The sequence below is a fragment of the Serratia sp. EC4 genome, from assembly GCF_059652115.1.
Map to the genome: position 1 here is coordinate 12,504 of NZ_JBNIDE010000008.1, position 22,979 is coordinate 35,482.

At 61.2% G+C, this 22,979-nt stretch carries 21 protein-coding genes and 1 other RNA gene; 15 read left to right on the forward strand and 7 right to left on the reverse strand.

The annotated features are described in order from the left end of the window. Positions 1–2 precede the first annotated feature (2 nt). The 8 genes from ACP39K_RS19160 to ACP39K_RS19195 all read left to right on the forward strand — a co-directional run bounded on the left by ACP39K_RS19160 (position 3) and on the right by ACP39K_RS19195 (position 4,573). Complete coding sequence (locus ACP39K_RS19160) at positions 3–683, forward strand: DedA family protein (RefSeq protein ID WP_004937132.1); 681 nt, start codon at positions 3–5, stop codon at positions 681–683. Next, entirely contained in the window at positions 680–1,054 is a 375-nt protein-coding gene (mzrA, locus tag ACP39K_RS19165) for an EnvZ/OmpR regulon moderator MzrA (RefSeq protein ID WP_004937130.1), read from the forward strand. Before ACP39K_RS19160 ends, mzrA begins: the two co-directional genes overlap by 4 nt. Before the next feature lie 242 nt (positions 1,055–1,296). Continuing rightward, positions 1,297–1,668 (forward strand): DUF1090 domain-containing protein, encoded by a 372-nt coding sequence (locus ACP39K_RS19170; protein ID WP_048794645.1) that lies wholly within the window; start codon positions 1,297–1,299, stop codon positions 1,666–1,668. Positions 1,669–1,831: 163 nt separating this feature from the next. Next, complete coding sequence (locus ACP39K_RS19175) at positions 1,832–2,137, forward strand: ElaB/YgaM/YqjD family protein (protein ID WP_004937125.1); 306 nt, start codon at positions 1,832–1,834, stop codon at positions 2,135–2,137. A gap of 2 nt (positions 2,138–2,139) precedes the next feature. Continuing rightward, positions 2,140–2,541, forward strand: a complete 402-nt coding sequence (locus tag ACP39K_RS19180) for a phage holin family protein (RefSeq protein ID WP_015379160.1) — start codon at positions 2,140–2,142, stop codon at positions 2,539–2,541. Then, positions 2,538–2,825, forward strand: a complete 288-nt coding sequence (locus tag ACP39K_RS19185) for a YqjK-like family protein (protein WP_016930185.1) — start codon at positions 2,538–2,540, stop codon at positions 2,823–2,825. Before ACP39K_RS19180 ends, ACP39K_RS19185 begins: the two co-directional genes overlap by 4 nt. Before the next feature lie 295 nt (positions 2,826–3,120). Beyond that, positions 3,121–3,516 carry a DoxX family protein gene (locus ACP39K_RS19190; RefSeq protein ID WP_016930186.1) on the forward strand — a complete coding sequence of 132 codons (396 nt, stop codon included), beginning with the start codon at positions 3,121–3,123 and terminating at the stop codon, positions 3,514–3,516. A 70-nt stretch (positions 3,517–3,586) separates the two neighbouring features. Beyond that, positions 3,587–4,573 (forward strand): glutathione S-transferase family protein, encoded by a 987-nt coding sequence (locus tag ACP39K_RS19195; RefSeq protein ID WP_497008766.1) that lies wholly within the window; start codon positions 3,587–3,589, stop codon positions 4,571–4,573. A gap of 51 nt (positions 4,574–4,624) precedes the next feature. Here the strand turns inward: ACP39K_RS19195 and ACP39K_RS19200 are convergent, their stop codons facing one another. Then, positions 4,625–5,521, reverse strand: coding sequence for a LysR family transcriptional regulator (locus ACP39K_RS19200; protein ID WP_004937113.1), 897 nt, complete (start codon positions 5,519–5,521; stop codon positions 4,625–4,627). Positions 5,522–5,628: 107 nt separating this feature from the next. Here ACP39K_RS19200 and ACP39K_RS19205 point away from each other — a divergent pair, with 107 nt between their 5' ends. Next, positions 5,629–6,330, forward strand: coding sequence for a pirin family protein (locus tag ACP39K_RS19205; protein WP_048794646.1), 702 nt, complete (start codon positions 5,629–5,631; stop codon positions 6,328–6,330). A gap of 57 nt (positions 6,331–6,387) precedes the next feature. On the opposite strand, the gene rnpB is transcribed toward ACP39K_RS19205, so the two are convergent. Both rnpB and rsmI read right to left on the reverse strand, forming a co-directional pair. After that, positions 6,388–6,765: RNase P RNA component class A (gene rnpB, locus ACP39K_RS19210), an RNA gene on the reverse strand. A gap of 41 nt (positions 6,766–6,806) precedes the next feature. Further along, complete coding sequence (gene rsmI / locus ACP39K_RS19215) at positions 6,807–7,670, reverse strand: 16S rRNA (cytidine(1402)-2'-O)-methyltransferase (protein ID WP_497008767.1); 864 nt, start codon at positions 7,668–7,670, stop codon at positions 6,807–6,809. Between the two features lie 62 nt (positions 7,671–7,732). On the opposite strand from rsmI, the gene ACP39K_RS19220 reads away from it, so the two are divergent. Genes ACP39K_RS19220 through dolP form a run of 4 tightly spaced genes read left to right on the forward strand, consistent with a single transcriptional unit; the run spans position 7,733 to position 11,349 of the window. Next, positions 7,733–9,772, forward strand: a complete 2,040-nt coding sequence (locus ACP39K_RS19220; protein WP_243810651.1) for a penicillin-binding protein activator — start codon at positions 7,733–7,735, stop codon at positions 9,770–9,772. Further along, complete coding sequence (locus ACP39K_RS19225) at positions 9,769–10,122, forward strand: YraN family protein (RefSeq protein ID WP_015379164.1); 354 nt, start codon at positions 9,769–9,771, stop codon at positions 10,120–10,122. Before ACP39K_RS19220 ends, ACP39K_RS19225 begins: the two co-directional genes overlap by 4 nt. A 51-nt stretch (positions 10,123–10,173) precedes the next feature. Beyond that, positions 10,174–10,764: a DnaA initiator-associating protein DiaA gene (gene diaA, locus ACP39K_RS19230; RefSeq protein ID WP_004937103.1), complete on the forward strand. Its 591-nt coding sequence runs from the start codon at positions 10,174–10,176 to the stop codon at positions 10,762–10,764. Between the two features lie 9 nt (positions 10,765–10,773). Continuing rightward, positions 10,774–11,349, forward strand: coding sequence for a division/outer membrane stress-associated lipid-binding lipoprotein (gene dolP, locus ACP39K_RS19235; protein ID WP_004937101.1), 576 nt, complete (start codon positions 10,774–10,776; stop codon positions 11,347–11,349). A 39-nt stretch (positions 11,350–11,388) separates the two neighbouring features. Here dolP and mtgA read toward each other — a convergent pair whose 3' ends face one another. From mtgA to mnmL, 4 genes are all read right to left on the reverse strand, one after another. Further along, positions 11,389–12,120, reverse strand: a complete 732-nt coding sequence (gene mtgA, locus ACP39K_RS19240) for a monofunctional biosynthetic peptidoglycan transglycosylase (RefSeq protein ID WP_004937100.1) — start codon at positions 12,118–12,120, stop codon at positions 11,389–11,391. Continuing rightward, positions 12,117–12,770, reverse strand: coding sequence for an isoprenoid biosynthesis glyoxalase ElbB (elbB, locus tag ACP39K_RS19245; RefSeq protein WP_060445063.1), 654 nt, complete (start codon positions 12,768–12,770; stop codon positions 12,117–12,119). Before elbB ends, mtgA begins: the two co-directional genes overlap by 4 nt. A 237-nt stretch (positions 12,771–13,007) precedes the next feature. After that, on the reverse strand, positions 13,008–15,347 hold the full coding sequence (gene arcB, locus ACP39K_RS19250) for an aerobic respiration two-component sensor histidine kinase ArcB (RefSeq protein WP_015379167.1): 2,340 nt from the start codon (positions 15,345–15,347) through the stop codon (positions 13,008–13,010). Between the two features lie 92 nt (positions 15,348–15,439). Next, positions 15,440–16,378: a tRNA modification radical SAM protein MnmL/YtqA gene (mnmL, locus tag ACP39K_RS19255; protein ID WP_497008768.1), complete on the reverse strand. Its 939-nt coding sequence runs from the start codon at positions 16,376–16,378 to the stop codon at positions 15,440–15,442. Between the two features lie 691 nt (positions 16,379–17,069). Between mnmL and gltB the strand changes: the two genes are divergently transcribed. Both gltB and ACP39K_RS19265 read left to right on the forward strand, forming a co-directional pair. Next, on the forward strand, positions 17,070–21,530 hold the full coding sequence (gene gltB, locus ACP39K_RS19260; protein WP_048794650.1) for a glutamate synthase large subunit: 4,461 nt from the start codon (positions 17,070–17,072) through the stop codon (positions 21,528–21,530). Between the two features lie 14 nt (positions 21,531–21,544). Next, a complete protein-coding gene (locus tag ACP39K_RS19265) occupies positions 21,545–22,963 on the forward strand; it encodes a glutamate synthase small subunit (RefSeq protein WP_016930196.1) in 1,419 nt (472 codons plus the stop codon). Positions 22,964–22,979: the final 16 nt, after the last annotated feature.

A 22,979-nucleotide genomic window follows, 5' to 3' on the forward strand; every position in this document is an offset into this window, starting at 1 on the left:
GGATGGACATCATTAAAGAACTGATACATGCCTTATGGCAGCAGGATTTTGAGACGCTGGCGAACCCTTCGTTGGTGTGGACCCTCTACATCCTGCTGTTCATGATCCTGTTTTTGGAGAACGGCCTGCTGCCGGCCGCTTTCCTGCCGGGTGACAGCCTGCTGATCCTGGTCGGCGTGCTGATCGCCAAAGGCACCATGGGCTTCCCATTGACCATCGTTATCCTGACCGTCGCCGCCAGCCTGGGGTGCTGGGTCAGTTATATACAAGGCCGGTGGCTCGGCAATACGCGAACGGTGCAAGGCTGGCTTTCGCATCTGCCGGCCCACTACCATCAGCGTGCACATAACCTGTTCCACCGTCACGGCCTTTCCGCCCTGCTGGTCGGCCGCTTCCTGGCCTTCGTGCGCACCCTGCTGCCGACCATCGCCGGCCTGTCCGGCCTGAGCAACGCACGCTTCCAGTTCTTCAACTGGATGAGCGGCCTGCTGTGGGTCTTGATCCTGACGACGCTGGGCTTCGCCCTGGGGAAAACTCCGGTGTTCCGCAAGTATGAAGATCAGCTGATGTTCTGCCTGATGATGCTGCCGCTGGTATTGCTGGTGGTCGGGCTGGTCGGCTCGCTGATCGTGTTGTGGCGCAAGAAGCGCGCCAACAGCCAGAACCCGGGGAAAGGGGCGTGACAGCAAAGCGCCCGCGCTGGCAATACGTCCTGATGATCGCGCTCGCCCTGCTGGCGTTGGCGACGCTGTTGGTGCCCTGTATGGTGCGCACCGAGAGCGAGCTGCGCATCCGCGCCAGCCAGCAAGGGCTGTCGCTGCCCGACGGCTTTTATGTCTACCAGCGCCTGGATGAACGCGGCATCCGCATCAAAAGCATTACGCCGGAAGGCGATGGCCTGGTCATCCGTCTGGATTCGCCGGAGCAGCAATTGCTGGCGCGCGAAGCGTTGCAAACCATTCTGCCGCCCGGTTACCACATCGCATTGAGCGAGTCCCCCGTGCCGTCGCATTGGGTGCGCGAATTTGCGCGTTCCCCGCTCAATCTGGGATAATCCCCCTTCATATGAAGGGGTTTCCTTTCATTGCCATTATCTTCATTTTCATTCGCATCGATTAGCTCAAGAATTAATCAGTCAGCACTGGGTCACGGCTGATTCTTTGGGGGCTCGCCGGTTTCATGACTATGCTGAAGGGTAACTTCAGCCGGCGATGAACGCCCTCCTCTCGTGCTGCCGCCTTCGGCAGCCAGGAAAGCGGATGCCTGTTCAGGCATCTCATGAAAAGGAACTGAAAGATGAAATTACGCCACTCACTGTTACTGCTGTTGCCACTCTGCACACTGCCGGCGCTCGCTTCGGCCGCTGAGGGCGGCTGCGCCGCCAAAGCGCAAGACATCCAGCAGCAAATTGACTACGCCACCCAACACGGCAACACCCGCCGCGTGGAAGGGCTGAAAAAAGCGCTGAGCGAAGTGCAGACCCACTGCACCGAAGCCGGCCTGCAGGCCGAACGCCAGAAAAACATCGCAGAGAAACAGCGCAAGGTCGACGAGCGCCGGCAGGAGCTGAAAGAAGCGCAGCAAACCGGCAAGCTGGACAAGGTCGCCAAGAAACAGCAAAAGCTGACGGAAGCGCAGGCTGAGCTGAAACGCGCCCAGGCGGAATAATTTTTTATACCAGCGGATTTGTCGATGAGAGCCCCATCGCACGGGATTTCTTAAGCATATGGAATTGATGTCTGGTGTTATCTGCTGACCATCACCCCTTTGCTCCGGCGAAAAAATCCGCTATGTTAAAAGTCTGTCGAAATAAACGTTAAGGAATAATCACATGGCACATGATTCAAATGCAGAAAACTTACGCGCTGAACTGAAGTCCTTAGCCGATACGCTGGAGGAAGTGCTGAACTCCTCCACCGACAAGCCGAAAGCCGAGTTGGAGAAGCTGCGTTCGAAAGCGGAAGGCGCGCTGAAAGAGACCCGCGCTCGCCTGAGCGACGCCGGTGACAAGCTGGCTTCGCAAACCAAACAGATCGCCGGCCAGGCCGACGACTACGTGCGCGACAACCCGTGGACCGGCATCGGTATCGGCGCGGCGGTCGGCGTGGTGCTGGGCGTGCTGCTCGCGCGTCGTTAATCATGGCTGAACAACCGCAAGTTCGCGCGCAGGGCCCCGCCAAAGGGGTCCTGGATATCGGTCAGCGCATCATCACGATCCTGGTCGGCATGGTGGAAACCCGTGTCCGGCTGGCGGTAGTCGAGCTGGAAGAGGAGAAAGCCAACCTCATTCAGCTGCTGATCATGGCCGGCATGACGCTGCTGTTCACCGCCTTCGGTTTGATGAGCCTGCTGATCCTGATCTTCTGGGCCATCGATCCGGTCTACCGGCTGGTGGCGCTGGGCGCAACAACCGGCGTGCTGCTGTTCCTGGCCGTGGTCGGCACCATCTGGACGCTGGTCAAGGCTCGTCGCACCACGCTGCTGGGCGCCACGCGCAAGCAGTTGGAACTCGACCGCGCCGAACTGGAGCGCGAACCATGAGCCGCCGCCGCTACCTGGAATGGAAAAAAGAGAGGCTGATTCGCCAGATCCAGCAACAGCGTCTGGATCTGGCCGAACACAAGTCTTTGTGGCTGGAAAAGACCGAACGCATTGACCGCGGCTGGCAGACAGTGTTTGGCCTGCGCCGCTATCTGGTACTCGGTTCCAGCGTCATGGCGCTGTACGGCATCCGCCACCCCAGCAAGATGATCCGCTGGTCGCGTCGTGCTTTCGGCGCCTGGAGCGCTATTCGACTGTTTAAAAAGACGTTTTCCTCCAAGTAAGCCACTTAGCCTTTCCTTCAAACCTCCTGTTGCTCTGCCCGCATTTTCTGCCTTGATACAACGCGTCTAACCCCGGGGCCGGGCAACCTGCTGATCGGCGGTATTTTATTAGCACGCTAAAGATTCAGATTTTTTGAAAAATTACGACAGTTTTACTTGCTAACAACCTGAGCACTTCCCGCTTAACATTCACTCCATCAATACGATACGGAGCGGACAGGGTCAGAGACCCGCTACGCCGCCCGTTGATATGACTACCGCCGAACAGGCACACAAAAACACTTTGGAGTAGATGATGAAAAAATTAGAAGATGCAGGTTTGCTGGTTGCTCGTATCCTGATGCCAATCCTGTTTATCGTGGCAGGCTACGGCAAAATGGGTGACGCTTACGCCGGAACTCAACAGTACATGCAATCGATGGGCGTGCCTGGCTTCTTGCTGCCGCTGACCATTCTGCTGGAGTTTGGCGGCGGTCTGGCGATCCTGTTCGGCTTCCTGACCCGCACCGTGGCGCTGTTCACTGCCGGTTTCACCATCCTGACCGCGCTGCTGTTCCACACTGATTTTGCGGAAGGCGTAAACCAGCTGATGTTCATGAAAAACCTGACCATCGCCGGCGGCTTCATCGTATTGGCGGTCGCAGGCCCGGGCGGCTTCAGCATCGACCGTCTTCTGAACAAGAAATGGTAATCTAAACTGTCATTCAGGGCCCGGCATGCCGGGCCCTGTCGTTTTTCACTCGGACACCAAGGAGATTCCCATGGGACAACTCGTCGATGGCGTTTGGCAAGACATCTGGTATGACACGAAATCTACCGGCGGCCGTTTCAAACGTTCAACCGCTCAGTTTCGCAATTGGGTGACCGCCGACGGTCAGCCCGGCGAACACGGCGCGGGCGGCTTCCAGGCCGGAGCGGGCCGTTATCACCTGTACGTTTCTCTCGCCTGCCCCTGGGCTCACCGCACGCTGCTGATGCGCAAATTGAAAGGGCTGGAGCAGATCATTCCGGTCTCGGTGGTGCACCCGCTGATGCTGGAAAACGGCTGGACCTTCGGCCAGGATTTTCCTGAAACCACCGGCGATCCGCTGTATCACGCCGACTTCCTGTACCAGATCTACCTGCGGGCAGACCCGCACTACAGCGGGCGCGTGACCGTGCCGGTGCTGTGGGATAAACAGCGGCAAACCATCGTCAGCAACGAATCCGCCGACATCATCCGCATGTTCAACAGCGCGTTTGACGGCGTCGGCGCTCGGGCTGGGGACTACTACCCGACCGATCTGCGCGGCAAGATCGATGAGCTGAACGGCTGGATTTACGATCAAGTGAACAACGGCGTGTACAAGGCCGGTTTCGCCACCAGCCAGGAAGCCTATGACGAAGCGGTCAACGGGGTATTCAACGCGCTGGAGCGCCTTGAGCAGATCCTGGGGCAACATCGCTACCTGACCGGCGATCGGCTGACCGAAGCCGACCTGCGTCTGTGGACCACGCTGGTGCGTTTCGATCCGGTGTACGTCACCCACTTCAAATGCGACAAACACCGCATCAGCGACTATCTGAACCTGTACGGCTTCCTGCGCGACATCTATCAGATGCCGGGCATCGCCGAGACGGTCAGCCTGCCGCACATTCGCAACCACTACTACCGCAGCCACGCCACCATCAACCCGCACGGCATCATTTCCATCGGGCCGGCGCAGGATCTGGACGAGCCGCACGGCCGCGACCAGCGCTTCGGTTAAGGCGAAAAAAATCCCCTTGCCGCCCGGCAAGGGGATGTCATCCCACCGACGTTAACGCTGCGCGAACAGGCGCGGAATTTCGCGCAGGAACCAGGCCTTCGCCTCCCCCATGCTGTCGCGCCGCCAGGCCATGATGATGTCGGCTTCGCGGCTGTATTCCGGCCCCACCACGCGCAGCCGGCCGGCTTCGATATCTTTCTCCACCATCGGATACGGCATGGTCGCCACCCCCAACCCGGCCAGCAGCGCCAGACGTTTGTCTTCAATGGTGCTCACCGTCAGGCGCTGTTGCTTGTCCAGCAGCTGTACGGTCAACACCGGGCGCTCGCGAGCGGTATCCGCCACCGCGATGCCGCGGTATTTCACGCGGGTCACCTCGGACAACGGCTCCGGCTCCTGGTGGATAGGATGATCCGGCGCGGCGACATAAACGCTCATGACCTTGTACAGTTTGCGGGTGTTGATCTCCGACGACGCGCGAAAATGCATGTCCGGCGCGATCACAATGTCGGCGCGCCCCTGTTCCAGCCGCTCCCAGGCGCCCGCCAGCACTTCGGTGAAAATCGACACCTGGGTATTGGCCTTCAGCGCCAGCTTGTCCACCAGCGGGAACAGCAGGCTCGGCGGCGACAGCGCTTCACTGACGATGGTCAGGTGGGTTTCCCAACCACGCGCCAGCGCCTCGGCGTCGGTGGTCAGCTTATCGGCCGCTTCCAGCAGCACCCGCCCGCGCTCCAGCAACATGCGCCCGACGTTGGTGAACTTGGTGCGGTGGCCCGAACGGTCGAACAGCACCACGTCCAATTCTTCTTCCAATTTTTGCATGGTGTAGCTGAGCGCCGACGGCACCCGGCCCAATTCGTCGGCGGCCGCGGCGAAACTGCCACGCCGGTCGATCGCATCCATCACTCTCAGCGCCTCAAGCGTGAGCGCCCGATCTCTGGCCATCACATCCCTCTGTCAGGAAATTTGAATATGCCGACCAGATTAACTGGCTAACAATCCGACGTCCAGATGCTTACCATTTGGATAATGAATTTAGAGAGCCGATTGCCATGATTACATGCAGAACAGCACAACAATGCGGGCAAGCTGACTTTGGTTGGCTGCAGGCTCGCTACACCTTTTCCTTTGGTCACTACTTCGATCCCAAACTGATGGGCTACGCGTCGCTGCGGGTGTTGAATCAGGAGGTGCTGGCACCGGGCGCATCGTTCCAGCCGCGCACCTATCCCAGCGTGGATATCCTGAACCTGATCCTGCAGGGCGAGGCGGAATACCGCGACAGCGACGGCAACACCGCGCGCGCCAAAGCCGGTGAAGCGCTGCTGTTGGCCACCCAGCCGGGCCTGAGTTACAGCGAACAGAACGTCAGCAGCGATACGCCGCTGACCCGCCTGCAGCTGTGGCTGGACGCCTGCCCGGAACGCAACAACGAGCGGGTGCAGCGCCTGGCGCTGCCGGCGGCAGGCAACCTGCTGCTGGCCTCGCCGGACGGCGCGCAGGGCAGCCTGCAGCTGCGCCAGCAGGTTTGGATCCACCATCTCGATCTGCAGCCGGGCGAAGAACAAACGCTGACGATTAACGGGCCGCGCGCCTATTTGCAGTCGATTCACGGCACCATCGCCGCCACCGGCGAGCGCCACGAGGAACAGCGTCTGACCTGCGGCGACGGCGCCTTCGTGCGTGAGGAGAATCGCCTGACGATCCGCGCCGAGACGCCGCTGCGCGCGCTGCTGATTGACCTGCCGGTGTAAGCCGACCGAAAAACGAAAAACCCCGCGCAACTGGCGTTGCGCGGGGTTTTCTTTTGTCGAGGGAGTTGACCGGTAAGCCGGGTTCTGTCGTGGACAGTCATTCCTCTAGGCCAGCAATCGCTCACTGGCTCAAGCAGCCTACCCGGGTTCAGTACGGGCCGTACCATGTGAACCCCTATTTGGCCTTGCTCCGGGTGGAGTTTACCGTGCCGCGAACTGTTGCCAGCCGCGCGGTGCGCTCTTACCGCACCCTTTCACCCTTACCTGATCCCGCTTGCGCGGGCCATCGGCGGTTTGCTCTCTGTTGCACTAGTCGTAGGCTTGCGCCTCCCAGGCGTTACCTGGCACCCTGCCCTATGGAGCCCGGACTTTCCTCCCCTCCATCTGTCTCCCCGAAGAGGACGGCAATGAAGCGGCGACTGTCTGGTCAACTCCGGCGCGGATAGTAGCGTCGCGGCGGCGGCAGGTCAACCGCTTTACGGCTGTTGTTGCTCCAGCGCGTGCTTATACAGCGCATTTTTCTTCACGCCGTGGATTTCCGCCGCCAGCGCCGCCGCCTTTTTCAGCGGCAGCTCTTTTTGCAGCAGCGCCAGCGTGCACAGCGCCTCGAGCGGCAGCGCATCCTCCTGCGCCTTGTGGCCTTCGACGATCAGCACCATCTCGCCGCGGCGGCGCACTTCATCTTCCTGCACCCACGCCAGCAGCTCGCCCACCGGCGCGCCGTGGATGGATTCCCAGGTTTTGGTCAGCTCGCGCGCCAGCACCACATAGCGCTGCGGGCCCCAGACGGTGACCATGTCCTGCAGGCTTTCCAGCAGGCGATGGGTGGATTCGTAGAAAATCAGCGTGCGCGGTTCCTCCGCCAGCGCCATCAGCGTATCCTTGCGTCCCTTGGTTTTCGCCGGCAGGAAGCCTTCGTAGCAGAAACGGTCGGAAGCGACGCCCGCGGCGCACAGCGCGGTGGTGGCGGCGCAGGCGCCCGGCAGCGGCACCACGCGAATGCCGGCCTCACGGCAGCAGCGCACCAGGTGATAACCGGGATCGTTGATCAGCGGCGTGCCGGCGTCGGACACCAGCGCGATGCTCTGGCCTTCCTGCAGTTTCGCCAGCAGCCGATCGGCCTTTTGCTGTTCGTTGTGATCGTGCAGCGCGAACAGACGCGCGTTAATCGCGAAGTGTTGCAGCAGCAATCCGGTATGGCGCGTGTCTTCCGCCGCGATCAGATCAACGCTTTTCAGTACCTCTAACGCACGGTGGGTGATATCGCCCAGATTGCCGATGGGGGTGGGCACCACATACAGCGTTGATGCAGAAATGACTGATTGTTGGTGTTGATTCATTGTTTCATCCGGGTTGCCGATTTAATATTGAGCATCTTGAAAAAAACATCACTGGATACAGTATGCTTTCCTCAACATTCGTTCGTACCAAAGCAGGGCGTTCCAAGCCTGTCCGACTTACCGCAGTCATCGCGGCCGCCCTTTTCCTGGCAGGCTGTCCAAGTCGGGCCCCGCAAACGCCGCCCGCCAATATACAGGACGAAGCGAGCGCCAGCTCCGATTACTACCTGCAGCAGTTGCAGCAAAGCAGCGATGATAACAAGGCTGACTGGCAATTACTTGCTATTCGCGCCTTGCTGCGTGAAGGAAAACTGCCGCAGGCCGGCGACCAGTTGAATCAACTGCCGAAAAACCTCAGCGGCGCACAGCAGACTGAACGCCAGTTGCTGACTGCCGAACTGCAGATCGCCAACAAGAGCTACGTCAGCGCCCGCAGCACGCTGGGCCACCTGGACAGCGGTGCGCTGTCGCCGAATCAGAAGGTGCGCTACTACCAGGCGCAGATCGCCGCCAACCAGGGCAAAGCGTCGCTGCCGCTGATCCGCGCCTATATCGCTCAGGAGCCGTTGCTGACCGGCAAGGCGCACCAAGACAACCTGGATCAAACCTGGCAGGCCCTGCTGCAACTGCCGCCGCAGGAGATGAACAGCCTGGTGATCAACGCCGATGAGAACGTGCTGCAAGGCTGGCTGGATCTGCTGCGCGTCTATCAGGACAACAAGCAGGATCCCGATCTGCTGAAGGCCGGCATCAAAGACTGGCAGAACCGTTATCCGAAGAACCCGGCGGCCAAAACGCTGCCGGCTCGCCTGAACCAAGTACTGAACTTCACCCAGGCCTCCACCTCGAAAATCGCCCTGCTGCTGCCGTTGAACGGCCAGGCGAAAGTGTTCGCCGACGCCATCCAGCAAGGCTTCGAAGCGGCGAAAAACGGCGGCTCCATGCCGGCGCCGCAGCCTCAAGCCGCGCAACCGGCCAGCACGCCGGCTCAAACTGCGCCGGCCGATCAGGCCACTGCGGGTGACATCAACGCCAACGGCGCTGTCAGCCCTTCGGCGCAAGAGAGCCAGCCCGCCGTGACCGCCGCGCAACCCGCTGCGCCGTCCAGCGCGCCGATAACGCCGCCGCAGGCCGCCAACGCGCAGGTCAAAGTGTACGATACCACCAGCCAGCCGCTGGCCGCCTTGCTGAGCCAAGCGCAGCAGGATGGCGCCACTCTGGTGGTCGGGCCGCTGCTGAAAGAGAACGTCGATCAGTTGTCCGCCAGCACCACCACGCTGAACGTGCTGGCGCTCAACCAACCGGAAACGCCGAAAGACAACCTGAACATCTGTTACTTCGCCCTGTCGCCGGAAGATGAAGCGCGCGACGCCGCCCGCCACATCTGGGAACAGCAGAAGCGTCAACCGCTGCTGCTGGTGCCGCGCGGCGCCTTCGGCGATCGCGTCGCCAGGGCCTTTAACCAGGAATGGCAGAAGCAAGGCGGGCAAACCGTGCTGCGTCAGGACATCGGCTCCGCCGGTGAACTGCGCCAGATGGTGAACAGCGGTGGCATCCGCATGACCGGCACGCCGATGTCGAGCGCCCCGGCGCCGCAGAGCGTCACCATCGCCGGGCTGACCATTCCTGCGCCGCCGAGCGACGTGCCCGCCGCCACCAGCGGCAGCGTCGACGCGGTGTATATCGTCGCCACGCAGTCTCAGCTGACGCTGATCAAACCGATGATCGACATGGCCACCAGCTCGCGCGGCAAGCCGGCGATGTACGCCAGTTCGCGCAGCTACCAGGCAGGCGCCGGCCCGGACTTCCGTCTGGAAATGGAAGGCCTGCAGTTCAGCGACATCCCGCTGCTTGCCGGCTCAAACCCTCAGCTGTTGCAGCAGGCCAGCGCGCGTTTCCGCAACGACTACTCGCTGGTGCGCCTGTATGCAATGGGGATGGATGCCTGGACATTGGCCAACCACTTTGCTGAAATGCGCCAGCTGCCGGGCTTCCAGGTTTCCGGCACCACCGGCACGCTGAGCGCGTCGCCGAACTGCGTGATCAACCGTAAGCTGCCTTGGCTGCAATACCGTCAGGGCACGGTCGTTCCAGTCTCTTGAACCCACGCGCCTCAGGGGCGGGCTATGAGCTACTGGCCCGCCGTCACCTGGAACACGCCGGGCTCACCTTCTGCGCCGCCAATGTCGCGGTGCGCGGCGGTGAGCTCGACCTCATCATGCGCGACGGCACCACCTGGGTGTTCGTCGAAGTGCGCTACCGCCGCAACGACGCCTTCGGCGGCGCGGCCGCCAGCGTCACCTTTCGCAAACAACAGCGGTTGCTGCACGCCGCCGCCGTCTGGCTGGCGGGGCGCGGAGCCAGTTTTGACACATCATCTTGCCGTTTTGATGTTTTGGCCATTACCGGTAGCCAGTTAGAATGGATACCCAACGCCTTCAATGCGGATTAATCGGGGTTTTACGGCGCAGACCGGCCCTTTGACTTAGTGGATTAATACAACGTGCTGGATAGAATTAAAGTCTGTTTCACCGAAAGCATCCAAACCCAGATCGCGGCGGCGGAAGCACTGCCGGACGCCATTTCCCGCGCTGCGATGACGCTGGTTCAATCCTTACTCAACGGCAACAAAATCCTGTGCTGCGGCAACGGCACCTCGGCAGCCAACGCGCAGCACTTCGCCGCCAGCATGATCAACCGTTTTGAAACCGAGCGCCCCAGCCTGCCGGCCATCGCTCTCAACGCCGACAACGTGGTGCTGACGGCAATCAGCAACGATCGGCTGCACGACGAAGTGTACGCCAAGCAGGTGCGTGCGCTCGGGCACACCGGCGACGTGCTGCTGGCGATTTCCACCCGCGGCAACAGCCGTGATATTGTGAAAGCGGTCGAGGCGGCCGTTACGCGCGATATGACCATCGTCGCGCTCACCGGCTACGACGGCGGCGAGCTGGCCGGGCTGCTCGGCCAGCAGGATGTCGAAATCCGCATCCCGTCGCACCGCAGCTCGCGCATTCAGGAAATGCATATGCTGACCGTAAACTGCCTGTGCGACCTGATAGACAATACGTTATTCCCCCACCAGGACGATTAAGGAACTGAGATGAAGCTAAAAGCCACATTTGCAGTGCTGTCCAGCGCCCTGCTGTTGCAAGGCTGTATCGCCGGCGTCGTCGTCGGCAGTGCGGCCGTCGCGACCAAAACCGCCACCGACCCGCGCAGCGTAGGGACCCAGGTGGATGACGGCACGCTGGAAGCCAGGGTCGAAAGCGCCCTGAGCAAAGACCAGCAGTTGAAGAAAGATGCCCGGGTGGTCGCCACCGCCTATCAGGGCAAGGTGCTGTTGACCGGCCAGTCGCCTAACGCCGATCTCACCGCGCGCGCCAAGCAGATCGCCATGGGCGTGGAAGGCACCACCGAAGTGTATAACGAAATCCGTCAGGGCACGCCGGTCAGCCTGAGCACCGCGTCCTCCGACACCTGGATCACCACCAAGGTGCGTTCGCAGTTGTTGACCAGCGATACGGTGAAATCGTCCAACGTGAAGGTCACCACCGAAAACGGCGAAGTGTTCTTGCTGGGCCTGGTCACGCAGCAGGAAGGGCAGTCGGCGGCGCAGATCGCCAGCCAGGTCAGCGGCGTGAAGCACGTCACCACCGCCTTTACCTACGTGAAATAATCCGCCTGGCGGGAGCGGCGCCGTGCCGTTCCCGCCCGTTTAATCCAGCTTGTTCTCGCGTAAAAACGCTTCCCCGCCCAGTTGCCGCATCTGCCGCATGATCCACTGTTGACGCTGCACCACATAGCCGGACGGCGCATCGGCCCTGAAGCGATGCGGATTCGGCAATACCGCCGCCAGCAGCGCCGCTTCGGCCGCGCTCAGACGTTTGGCCGGCTTATGGAAAAAGCGCTGTGAAGCCTCTTCCACGCCGAACACCCCATCGCCGAACTCGACGATGTTCAGGTACACCGTCAGAATACGCCGCTTGGTCCACACCAATTCGATGCCCGACGTCAGCCCGGCCTCCAATCCTTTGCGCAGCCAGCTGCGGCCATCCCACAAAAACAGGTTCTTGGCGGTTTGCTGCGACAGCGTGGACGCGCCGCGAATGCGCGTCGGGCGCTTCTCGTTGTGGCTGAGCGCCTTTTCAATGGCCGCCACGTCGAAGCCCCAATGGTCGGGAAACTTCTGATCTTCCGCCGCCATCACCGCCAGCGCCATTTGCGGCGAGATGTCGTCCATCGACACCCAGTCCGAATGGGCGACATAGCCGAAGTCGCCGCTCAGCCAGGCGCTGACCTGCCGCTCCACCATCACGGCGGAAAACGGCACCGGCAGGAAGGCAAAGAGCACAATGCCCAACACCCACAGGCCGATAATCGCGATGACGCCGCGCTTCAGCCAATACCACGGGCGCAGCCGCCGCCATCCGACGAGCGATTTTCTCATTCAGCCAGTTCCAGCACCCGCGCCACCAGCTTATCGATGCCCAGGGCCGCCTGCGCGATAGACGGCGCCAGCATATAGGCCGGCGTGGTCACGATCTTATGTTCGCGATCCACCACGATGTCGTCCACCGGGCAAATCACCGGTTCGCCGCCCATGGCGTCAATCACTTCCCCCAGATCCGGATCGTTGCCAATGGTGAGCCGCGCTTGTTGATCCAGCAGTTTCGGCAACAGCGCCGGCGCGATGCACATCAGGCCAATTGGTTTGTTGGACTTATGCATCTCGCGCGTCAGGCGCGCCAAATCTTCATCGACCCAACATTCCGCGCCGGCTTCGGCGAAATTGCTGAGGTTCTTGGCGGCGCCAAAGCCGCCGGGCACGATCAGCGCATCCAGCTGCGCGGCCTCCGCCAGCGCCAGCGGCTGCACCGCACCGCGGGCAATGCGCGCCGATTCAATCAGAACATTGCGCGACTCCGCCGTCTCCTCACCAGATAAGTGATTAATAACATGGCGTTGTGGTTTATCAGGCGCAAAGCACACCGCCTGGGCGCCGGCACGATCCAACGCCAGCAGCGTCAGCACCGCTTCATGGATCTCCGTACCGTCATAAACGCCGCTGCCGCTGAGGACTACACCCACCTTTTTCATCACTCTTACTCCTGTCGCTGCTGTCAACTGGTTCGTGCTCGGAGTTGACAAACACTAATCTACATCACACATTTTAATGAATCTTCTAACAAGAGCGCTTACATTTGCTATGTTGTTGGCTGTATGATGTTTAGGAATTCGCAACAACCTGCTCGACCAGAACACTGAAACCAATACGCAGGTTCACAATTTCCCTGGTGTTGGCGCAATATTCGCGCACCCCGGCTTAGGTCGGGGTCATTTTTTTTCAGCGTTCTCAACCCAAGCCCGCAGTACCTGCACGTCGTTGCGCCACTCTTGTTTCAGCTCATCTACCCAATCCTGCACGTTATCCCACCAGGCCGGCAGCGTCGGCGTTTGAATCTGCTGCGCCAGCTGCTGCAGATGGCGCAGACCGACCGAACCGGCGGCGCCCTTGATCTTATGCCCTTCCTCAGTGATGCCTTTCTGATCGCGCGCCGTCATGTTGGAGTCCAGCACCGCCAGATAGCCCGGCATCATCTGTTCGAACATCTCCAGGCTTTGGTGGATCAACTGCGGGCCAACCAGATCCATGTACTGTTCCAGCATCGCGGTATCGAGTAACGACTCATTAATCTGCATCGCCTTGTGCTCCGTTTTCTTTGAAGTGTGAGAAGGTTGATGATCCCAATAGTGTTTGATGACCTTGGTCAGCGCCGGCACCGACAGCGGCTTGCTCAGCACATCGTCCATGCCCGCCTCGAGATACTCTTTTTTGTCTTTCAGCACGTTGGCGGTCAGGGCCACCAACGGCGGCAGCGCCTGCCCGGCATAGCGCTCGCGCAGCGCCCGGGCGATGTCCAGCCCGGTCATGTCCGGCAGTTGAATGTCCAGCAGCACCAGATCGAACTCGTCCGGATCGAACATCGCCAGCGCATCGTGGCCGTTCATCGCCACGTCGACGCTGTTGCCCAGCTTCTCCAGCACCGAGCGCGCCACGATCACGTTCAGTTCGATATCCTCCACCAGCAGGATGTGCAGCGCCGGCAACGGCAGCGCCTCTTCCTCCGGCGCCGCGCTGACGGCTTCCTGCACCGCCGGCGCCTTGATGGTTAAGGTAAAGCAAGAACCGTGCCCTTGTTCGCTGCGCACGGTAATGTCGCCGCCCATGCTCTGCGCCAGCCGCTTGGAGACCGCCAGCCCGATGCCGGTGCCGGTGGCCGGGCGGCCGCCGCGCTGATCTTTCACCTGGTAATACATGGCGAAGATTTTGTCCTGCTCGTCCTGCGGGATGCCCATGCCCGAATCTTCCACCTCGAACACCAGTTTCTCCTGCGCCTCGCGCCGCACGCGCACCACAATTTGCCCCTGCTGGGTAAATTTCACCGCGTTGCCGATCAGGTTCCACAAGATCTGCCGCAGGCGCGTGCCGTCGGTCACGATCTGCTGCGGCAGCGGCGTCTGCGGCTCCATGACGAACTGCAGCCCTTTCGGCTGCGCCAGCAGGCCCGAGAGATTCTCCAGATCCGCCAGGAAGCCGGTGAAGTCCACCGGCTGGTTGTCGAGCTGCACCTTGCGCCGCTCGAGCTTGTCCATTTCGATAATGTCGTTGAAGATATTGCCGAGGGTGATGGCGCTGACGTGAATGGTCTTCAGGTATTTCAGTTGCTCGTCGTTCAGCTCGGTATCGAGCAAAATGCGGCTCAGGCCGACGATACCGTTAAGCGGCGTACGCAGCTCGTGGCTGATGGTGGAAATAAAGGTGGTCTTCTCCCTGCTGGCGTTCTCCAGCGCGTCCTGGTAGCGCTTACGCTCGGTAATATCGCGGCCGAAGCCCATCAGCCCGTGGCGTTTGCCCACCCGGTCGTAAAACGGCACCTTGCGCAGCTCGAAACAGGCCTTGCGGCCGTCGGGATACACCAGCCACTGTTCGTAGGTTAGCGAAACGTTGTGGCGGAACACCTTCTCGTCGGTCTCAATGACCTTTTCGGCGATCTCCTGGCCGTAGACGTCGAACGGCGTCAGGCCGATCAGCTGTTTCTCGCTCTTGCCGGTCAGCAGTTCCATCGCGCGGTTACAGCCGGAAAACTCTTTGTCTTCGTTGCGGTAGTAGACCAGATCCGGCGAGGCATCGAGGAAGGAACGCAGCAGCGCCGATTGCTGGCCCAGCTCAATCTGCGCCTGCTCGCGCTGTTCCATCTCTTCGGTCAGCTTTTCCATCACCTGCAGGCGCTCTTCTTCCGCCTTGATACGGTCGGCGATCTCCTGATTCAGCTGGCTGATATTGTCTTTGAGCTGCTGATTGAGCTCCAGATCGCGGTGGCGCATCTCTTCGAGCTTGTCCACCAGCCGCGCCAGCCGTTGGCGCGACTCTTCCAACTGTTCCACCACCACCGAGAGAAAATAGACCGCCCACGGGGTGATCAACAGGCCGAAGAAGATCGAACGCACCACGTCGATGCTTTCCACTTCGCCGCGCAGCAGCATGGTCACCGCCATCTGCACCACCATCGCCAGCACCACCAGCGCCGAGGCCAGCAGCAGCGAGAAGCGCACCAACCCCAGTTTCACCATTAAATCAACGTAGTACTGGGCCAACACCCGGATTTGCTTCATAGCGGCTCCCTTCAGACACAATCTTTTGAATCATACCGTAAAACAGCGGTGAGATAAGGCGGCAAACGCCGAAGTGTGGCAAAGATTGCACTTCAGAGCGGCATGCCGGGCCGGTAGCGCCGTTTTTCATCCAGCGCGCTGCCCTGCCCGCCGTGCCGTTGCAGATAAGCGCCGACCGCCTGCATGCCGCTCCAGCGGTTTTCGCACCACAGCGGCGCCAGCAGCGTCGGCCGCCGGGCGCTGGCGGAAAGACGGTGGTACACCACCTCGCCCGGCGTATGGCGGATCATCTCCCCGGCGCTGGCGGCGTAATCCTCCAGCGCCAGTTCGGGCAACCGCCCGGCCTGCCACGCCCGCGCCAGGATACTGCCGGTGACGACGTGCAGCGGATGCAGCTTGATGCCGTCGACGCCGGTCTCCGTCACCCGCTGCAGCGTGAGCAGATGATCGCGCGGGGTTTCTCCCGGCAGCCCGACGATCAGATGGCAGCACACCTTCAGCCCGCGCTGCCGGGCCAGCCGCGCAGTCTGCTGATAACAGCGAAAATCATGGCCGCGGTTGATGCGCTTCAGTGTTTTATCATGCGCCGTCTGTAGCCCCAGCTCCAGCCACACCTCATAGCCTTGCTCGCGGTATCCCGTCAACAGATCCAGCGCGGCGGCCGGCACGCAGTCCGGCCGGGTGCCGACGCACAGTCCGACCATGGCGCTCTGCGCCAACGCCTGCCGATACATCGCCTCCAGCCGTTCAACCTCCGCATAGGTGCTGGTATAGGCCTGAAAATAGGCCAGATAGCGCCGCGCCCGATCGACCCGCGCGGCCTGCTGCGCCAGCTGTTCGCCGATGCTCTGGCGCTGCATCGCCTCATCGGCAAACGAGGCGACGTTGCAGAACGTACAGCCGCCGCGCCCCAACGTGCCGTCGCGGTTAGGGCAGCCGAATCCGCCGTGCAGCGTGAGTTTATGGATTTTTTCGCCATAGCGGCGCTGGAGATCCGCGCCAAACATATTGACTAATTGCGGCAACTGCATAATCTTGGTGGTTCTCTGTGTTCAAAGCCGCGATGCTAATAAGAAACGGTTTTTCCCGCGATGACAGAGATCAACGCTTTCCCCGCAAGGCGCCACCAGGCATAACTATTCATCATAAATGCAAATCAATTCACTATAATTCTGATGAATTATTCTAATCGTCACGCAACCGTTAACGGCAATATGACAACACGGTGAAAAATAGTCATAAACATCAGCCAAGCAATATCTTATAGAATAAAATTCTGGCATTAACCCCCGCACTAGCATGGTGCAGAGATTAAGGGGTTGCACTATAGTGAGACAGCTCACACTTCTGCGGGGATCGGCGTTGCCCCACGATAGTGCAAAAATGCATTAAAACACTTATTTTTCAAATAAATAAACATCACCAATTCGATAAGAATCTATCTTAAGCCCACATTTGACCTGCGAATTCTTTCTCGCTAAGTTGGAAGTCCGCTGGAAGCTTTCTGGACGGGCAAACGTCTCGTCATATTTATGCAGTAATTGAAGACTCCCTCTTAAAACAAGTCCTATACCACTTGTGAGACCGTCACGAGAGGCCATTGATGGAGGGCGGAAAAGCAGATTGGCGGGGTTAACTTGCTGATTGGACTTCTGCCTGAAATTGGGAAGCCCCCTCGCAGTAGGTTGTGAGAGTCACGCAGAGCCTGGGGAGGTTCACGATATGTTGTACGATAAATCCCAAGAGAGGGACAACTGTGGTTTCGGCCTGATCGCCCATATAGAAGGCGAACCTAGCCACAAGGTGGTGCGCACCGCCATTCACGCGCTGGCCCGCATGCAGCACCGCGGCGCGATCCTGGCCGACGGCAAGACCGGCGACGGCTGCGGCCTGTTGCTGCAAAAACCCGATCGCTTCTTCCGCATGGTGGCGGAAGAGCGCGGCTGGCGTTTGGCCAAAAACTACGCCGTCGGCATGATGTTCCTCAGCCAGAATGAAGAGGAAGCGCGCCTCAGCCGCCGCATCGTGGAAGAAGAGCTGCAAAACGAAACGCTGTCGATCGTCGGCTGGCGTGAAGTGCCGACCAACCCGGACGTGCTGGGTGAAATCGCCCTCTCCTCCCTGCCGCGCATTGAGCAAATCTTCGTTAACGCCCCGGCCGGCTGGCGCCCGCGCGATATGGAGCGCCGCCTGTTCGTGGCGCGCCGCCGCATCGAGAAACGGGTGCAGGATGACAGCTTCTACGTCTGCAGCTTCTCCAACCTGGTGACGATCTATAAAGGCCTGTGCATGCCTGCGGATCTGCCGCGCTTCTATCTCGATCTGGCGGACCTGCGCCTGGAGTCGGCCATTTGCCTGTTCCACCAGCGCTTCTCCACCAACACCGTCCCGCGCTGGCCGCTGGCTCAGCCGTTCCGCTACCTGGCGCACAACGGCGAAATCAACACCATCACCGGCAACCGCCAGTGGGCGCGCGCCCGTACCTATAAATTCCAAACGCCGCTGATCCCGGATCTGCAGGCCGCCGCGCCGTTCGTCAACGAAACCGGCTCCGACTCCAGCTCGCTGGACAACATGCTGGAGCTGCTGCTGGCGGGCGGGATGGATCTCATCCGCGCCATGCGCCTGCTGGTGCCGCCGGCCTGGCAGAACAACCCTGACATGGACGGCGATCTGCGCGCCTTCTTCGACTTCAACTCGATGCACATGGAGCCGTGGGACGGCCCGGCCGGCATCGTGATGTCCGACGGCCGCTACGCCGCCTGTAACCTCGATCGCAACGGCCTGCGCCCGGCGCGCTACGTGATCACCAAAGACAAGCTGATCACCTGCGCCTCCGAAGTCGGCATCTGGGATTACCAGCCGGATGAAGTGGTGGAAAAAGGCCGCGTCGGCCCCGGCGAGCTGATGGTGATCGACACCCGCAGCGGCCGCATTCTGCACTCGGCGGAAACCGACAACGATCTGAAAAGCCGCCACCCGTATAAAGAGTGGATGGAGAAAAACGTCAAACGCCTGGTGCCGTTCGAAGATCTGCCGGACGATCAGGTCGGCAGCCGCGAGCTCGACGACGCGCAGCTCGAAACCTACCAGAAACAGTTCGGCTACAGCAGCGAAGAGCTGGATCAGGTGATCCGCGTGCTGGGCGAGATTGGCCAGGAAGCCACCGGCTCAATGGGCGACGATACCCCGTTCGCCGTGCTCTCCAGCCGGCCGCGCATCGTTTACGACTACTTCCGCCAGCAGTTCGCGCAGGTCACCAACCCGCCGATCGATCCGCTGCGCGAAGCGCACGTCATGTCGCTGGCCACCAGTATCGGCCGTGAAATGAACGTGTTCTGCGAAGCCGAAGGCCAAGCGCACCGCCTGAGCTTCAAATCGCCGATCCTGCTGTACTCCGATTTCAAACAGCTCACCACGCTGGAAGGCGAATACTATCGCGCCGAGACGCTCGATCTGACCTTCGATCCGCAGCAGCAGGATCTGGAGCAAACCATTCGCGCCCTGTGCGACGAAGCGGAACGCAAGGTGCGCGAAGGCGCGGTGCTGTTGGTGCTGTCCGACCGCGCCATCGCGCCCGGCCGCCTGCCGGTACCGGCCCCGATGGCCGTTGGCGCCGTGCAAACCCGGCTGGTGGAGAAAAGCCTGCGCTGCGACGCCAACCTGATCGTTGAAACCGCCAGCGCCCGCGATCCGCACCACTTCGCCGTGCTGCTCGGCTTCGGCGCGACCGCCATCTACCCGTATCTGGCCTATGAAACCCTGGCCAAACTGGTGGACAGCCAGGCGATCGACAAGAAATACCGCGACGTGATGCTGAACTACCGCAACGGCATCAACAAAGGCCTGTACAAGATCATGTCCAAGATGGGCATCTCGACCATCGCCTCTTACCGCTGTTCCAAGCTGTTCGAAGCGGTCGGCCTGCACCGCGATCTGGCTGATCTGTGCTTCCAGGGCGTGGTCAGCCGCATCGGCGGCGCCAGCTTCAGCGACTTCCAGCAGGATCTGCAGAACCTTTCCAAGCGCGCCTGGCTGAAACGCAAGCCGCTGGAGCAAGGCGGCCTGCTGAAGTTCGTGCACGGCGGCGAATACCACGCCTACAACCCGGACGTGGTGAACTCGCTGCAAAAAGCGGTGCACAGCGGCGAGTACAGCGACTACCAAGCCTACGCCAAGCTGGTGAACGAGCGGCCGGTCGCCATGCTGCGCGATCTGCTGGCCATCACGCCGAAAGGCGAACCGATCCCGGTCGATCAGGTCGAGCCGGCGGAATCGCTGTTCAAACGCTTCGACACGGCGGCGATGTCGATCGGCGCGCTGAGCCCGGAAGCGCACGAGTCACTGGCGATCGCCATGAACGGCCTCGGCGGCTTCTCCAACTCCGGCGAAGGCGGCGAAGATCCGGCGCGCTACCGCACCAACAAGGTGTCGCGCATCAAACAGGTAGCCTCCGGCCGCTTCGGCGTGACGCCGGCCTACCTGGTGAACGCCGACGTGATCCAGATTAAGGTGGCGCAAGGCGCCAAGCCGGGCGAAGGCGGCCAGTTGCCGGGCGATAAAGTCACCCCGTACATCGCCAGACTGCGTTACTCGGTGCCGGGCGTGACGTTGATCTCCCCGCCGCCGCACCACGACATCTACTCGATCGAAGATCTGGCGCAGCTGATCTTCGATCTGAAGCAGGTCAACCCGAAGGCGGTGATCTCGGTGAAACTGGTGTCCGAGCCGGGCGTCGGCACCATCGCCACCGGGGTGGCGAAAGCCTATGCCGATCTGATCACCATCGCCGGTTACGACGGCGGCACCGGCGCCAGCCCGCTGTCCTCGGTAAAATATGCCGGCTGCCCATGGGAACTGGGCCTGGTGGAAACCCAGCAGGCGCTGGTGGCCAACGGCCTGCGGCACAAGATCCGCCTGCAGGTGGACGGCGGTCTGAAAACCGGCGTGGACATCGTCAAAGCGGCGATCCTGGGCGCGGAAAGCTTCGGCTTCGGCACCGGGCCGATGGTGGCGCTGGGCTGCAAATACCTGCGCATCTGCCACCTCAACAACTGCGCGACCGGCGTCGCGACTCAGGACGACAAGCTGCGCCGCGATCACTACCACGGCCTGCCGGAACGCGTGACGAATTACTTCCAGTTTATCGCGCGTGAAACCCGCGAGATCATGGCTCAACTGGGCGTGAGCCAACTGGTGGATCTGATCGGCCGCACCGAGTTCCTGACCGAGCTGGACGGCATTTCCGCCAAGCAGAACAAGCTGGATCTGTCGCCGTTGCTGACAACCGCCACGCCGCATCAGGGCAAAGCGGTGTACTGTACCGAAAGCAGCAACCCGGCGTTCGACAAGGGTCTGCTGAACAAAGAGTTGCTGGCGCAGGCGGAACCGTACATCGAAGCGAAGCAGGGTAAAACCTTCTACTTCGACATTCGCAACACCGACCGCTCCGTGGGCGCCATGCTGTCCGGCGCGATCGCCAACGTACACGGCGATCAGGGGATGGCAGCCGATCCGATCAAGGCGCACTTCTCCGGCACCGCCGGGCAGAGCTTCGGCGTCTGGAACGCCGGCGGCGTCGAGTTGACCCTGACCGGCGACGCCAACGACTATGTCGGCAAAGGCATGGCCGGCGGCAGCATCGCGGTGCGTCCGCCGATCGGCTCCGCCTTCCGCAGCCATGAAGCCAGCATCGTCGGCAACACCTGCCTGTACGGCGCCACCGGCGGCAAGCTGTTCGCCGCCGGCCGCGCGGGCGAACGCTTCGCGGTGCGCAACTCCGGCGCCATCACCGTGGTGGAAGGCATCGGCGACAACGGCTGCGAATACATGACCGGCGGCATCGTCTGCGTGCTGGGTAAAACCGGCATCAACTTCGGTGCCGGCATGACCGGCGGCTTCGCCTACGTGCTGGACGAAGACGGCGAGTTCCGCAAGCGCGTAAACCCGGAGCTGGTGGAAGTGCTGGATGTCGATCAGCTGGCGATCCATGAGGAGCACCTGCGCGGCCTGATCACCGAACACGTGCAGGCGACCGGCTCTTCCCGCGCGGAAGAGATCCTGGCCAACTGGCCGGAGTGGGCGCCGAAGTTCGCCCTGGTCAAACCGAAGTCCAGCGATGTCAAAGCGCTGTTGGGTCACCGTAGCCGTTCCGCAGCCGAGCTGCGGGTGCAGGCGCAGTAAGAGGTAGGTCATTAATGAGCCAGAACGTTTACCAATTTATCGACCTGCAGCGTGTTGATCCGCCAAAGAAACCGCTGAAGATCCGCAAAATCGAGTTCGTCGAGATCTACGAACCGTTTTCGGAAACCCAGGCCAAGGCCCAGGCGGACCGCTGTCTGTCCTGCGGCAACCCGTATTGCGAGTGGAAGTGCCCGGTGCACAACTACATCCCGAACTGGCTGAAACTGGCCAACGAAGGCCGCATCATGGAAGCGGCGGACCTGGCGCATCAGACCAACAGCCTGCCGGAAGTGTGCGGCCGCGTATGCCCGCAGGATCGCCTGTGCGAAGGCTCCTGCACCCTGAACGACGAGTTCGGCGCGGTCACCATCGGCAATATCGAGCGCTACATCAGCGATAAGGCCATCGAAATGGGCTGGAAGCCGGACATGTCGCACGTGCAGCCGACCGGCAAGCGCGTGGCGATCGTCGGTGCCGGCCCTGCCGGGCTGGCCTGCGCCGACGTGCTGACCCGCAACGGCGTCAAAGCGGTGGTGTATGACCGTCATCCAGAGATCGGCGGCCTGCTGACCTTCGGCATCCCGGCCTTCAAGCTGGAAAAGGAAGTGATGGTCAAACGCCGCGGCATCTTCAGCGAGATGGGCATCGAGTTCCAGTTGAACACCGAAGTGGGCAAAGATGTCAGCATGGAGACCTTGCTGAGCGAGTACGATGCGGTGTTCCTCGGCGTCGGCACCTATCAGTCGATGCGCGGCGGCCTGGAGAATGAGGAAGCGCAGGGCGTGTACGACGCACTGCCGTTCCTGATCGCCAACACCAAGCAGCTGATGGGGTATGAAACCGATCAGCACGAGCCTTACGTCAGCATGGAAGGCAAACGGGTGGTGGTGCTGGGCGGCGGCGATACCGCCATGGACTGCGTGCGCACCTCGGTGCGTCAGGGCGCAACGCAGGTCATCTGCGCCTACCGCCGCGACGAAGCCAACATGCCGGGCTCCAAACGCGAAGTGAAGAACGCCCGGGAAGAAGGGGTGGACTTCCAGTTCAACCTGCAGCCGCTGAGCATCGAACTGAACAGCGCCGGCCGCGTGGCTGGAGTGAAAATGGTGCGCACTCAGCTGGGCGCGCCGGATGCCAATGGCCGTCAGACGGCGGAGCAGGTGCCAGGTTCCGAACACGTGATCGACGCGGACGCGGTGGTGATGGCGTTCGGCTTCCGCCCGCACCGCATGGACTGGCTGGCGGCACACGACGTGCAGCTCGATAAACAGGGCCGCATCCTGGCGCCGGAAGGCAGCGACAACGCGTTCCAGACCAGCAACCCGAAAATCTTCGCCGGTGGTGACGCAGTGCGCGGATCTGACCTGGTAGTGACGGCGATCGCCGAAGGCCGTAAAGCGGCAGACGGCATCATGAACTACCTGGAAGTGTAAACCTTCCGTACCATCA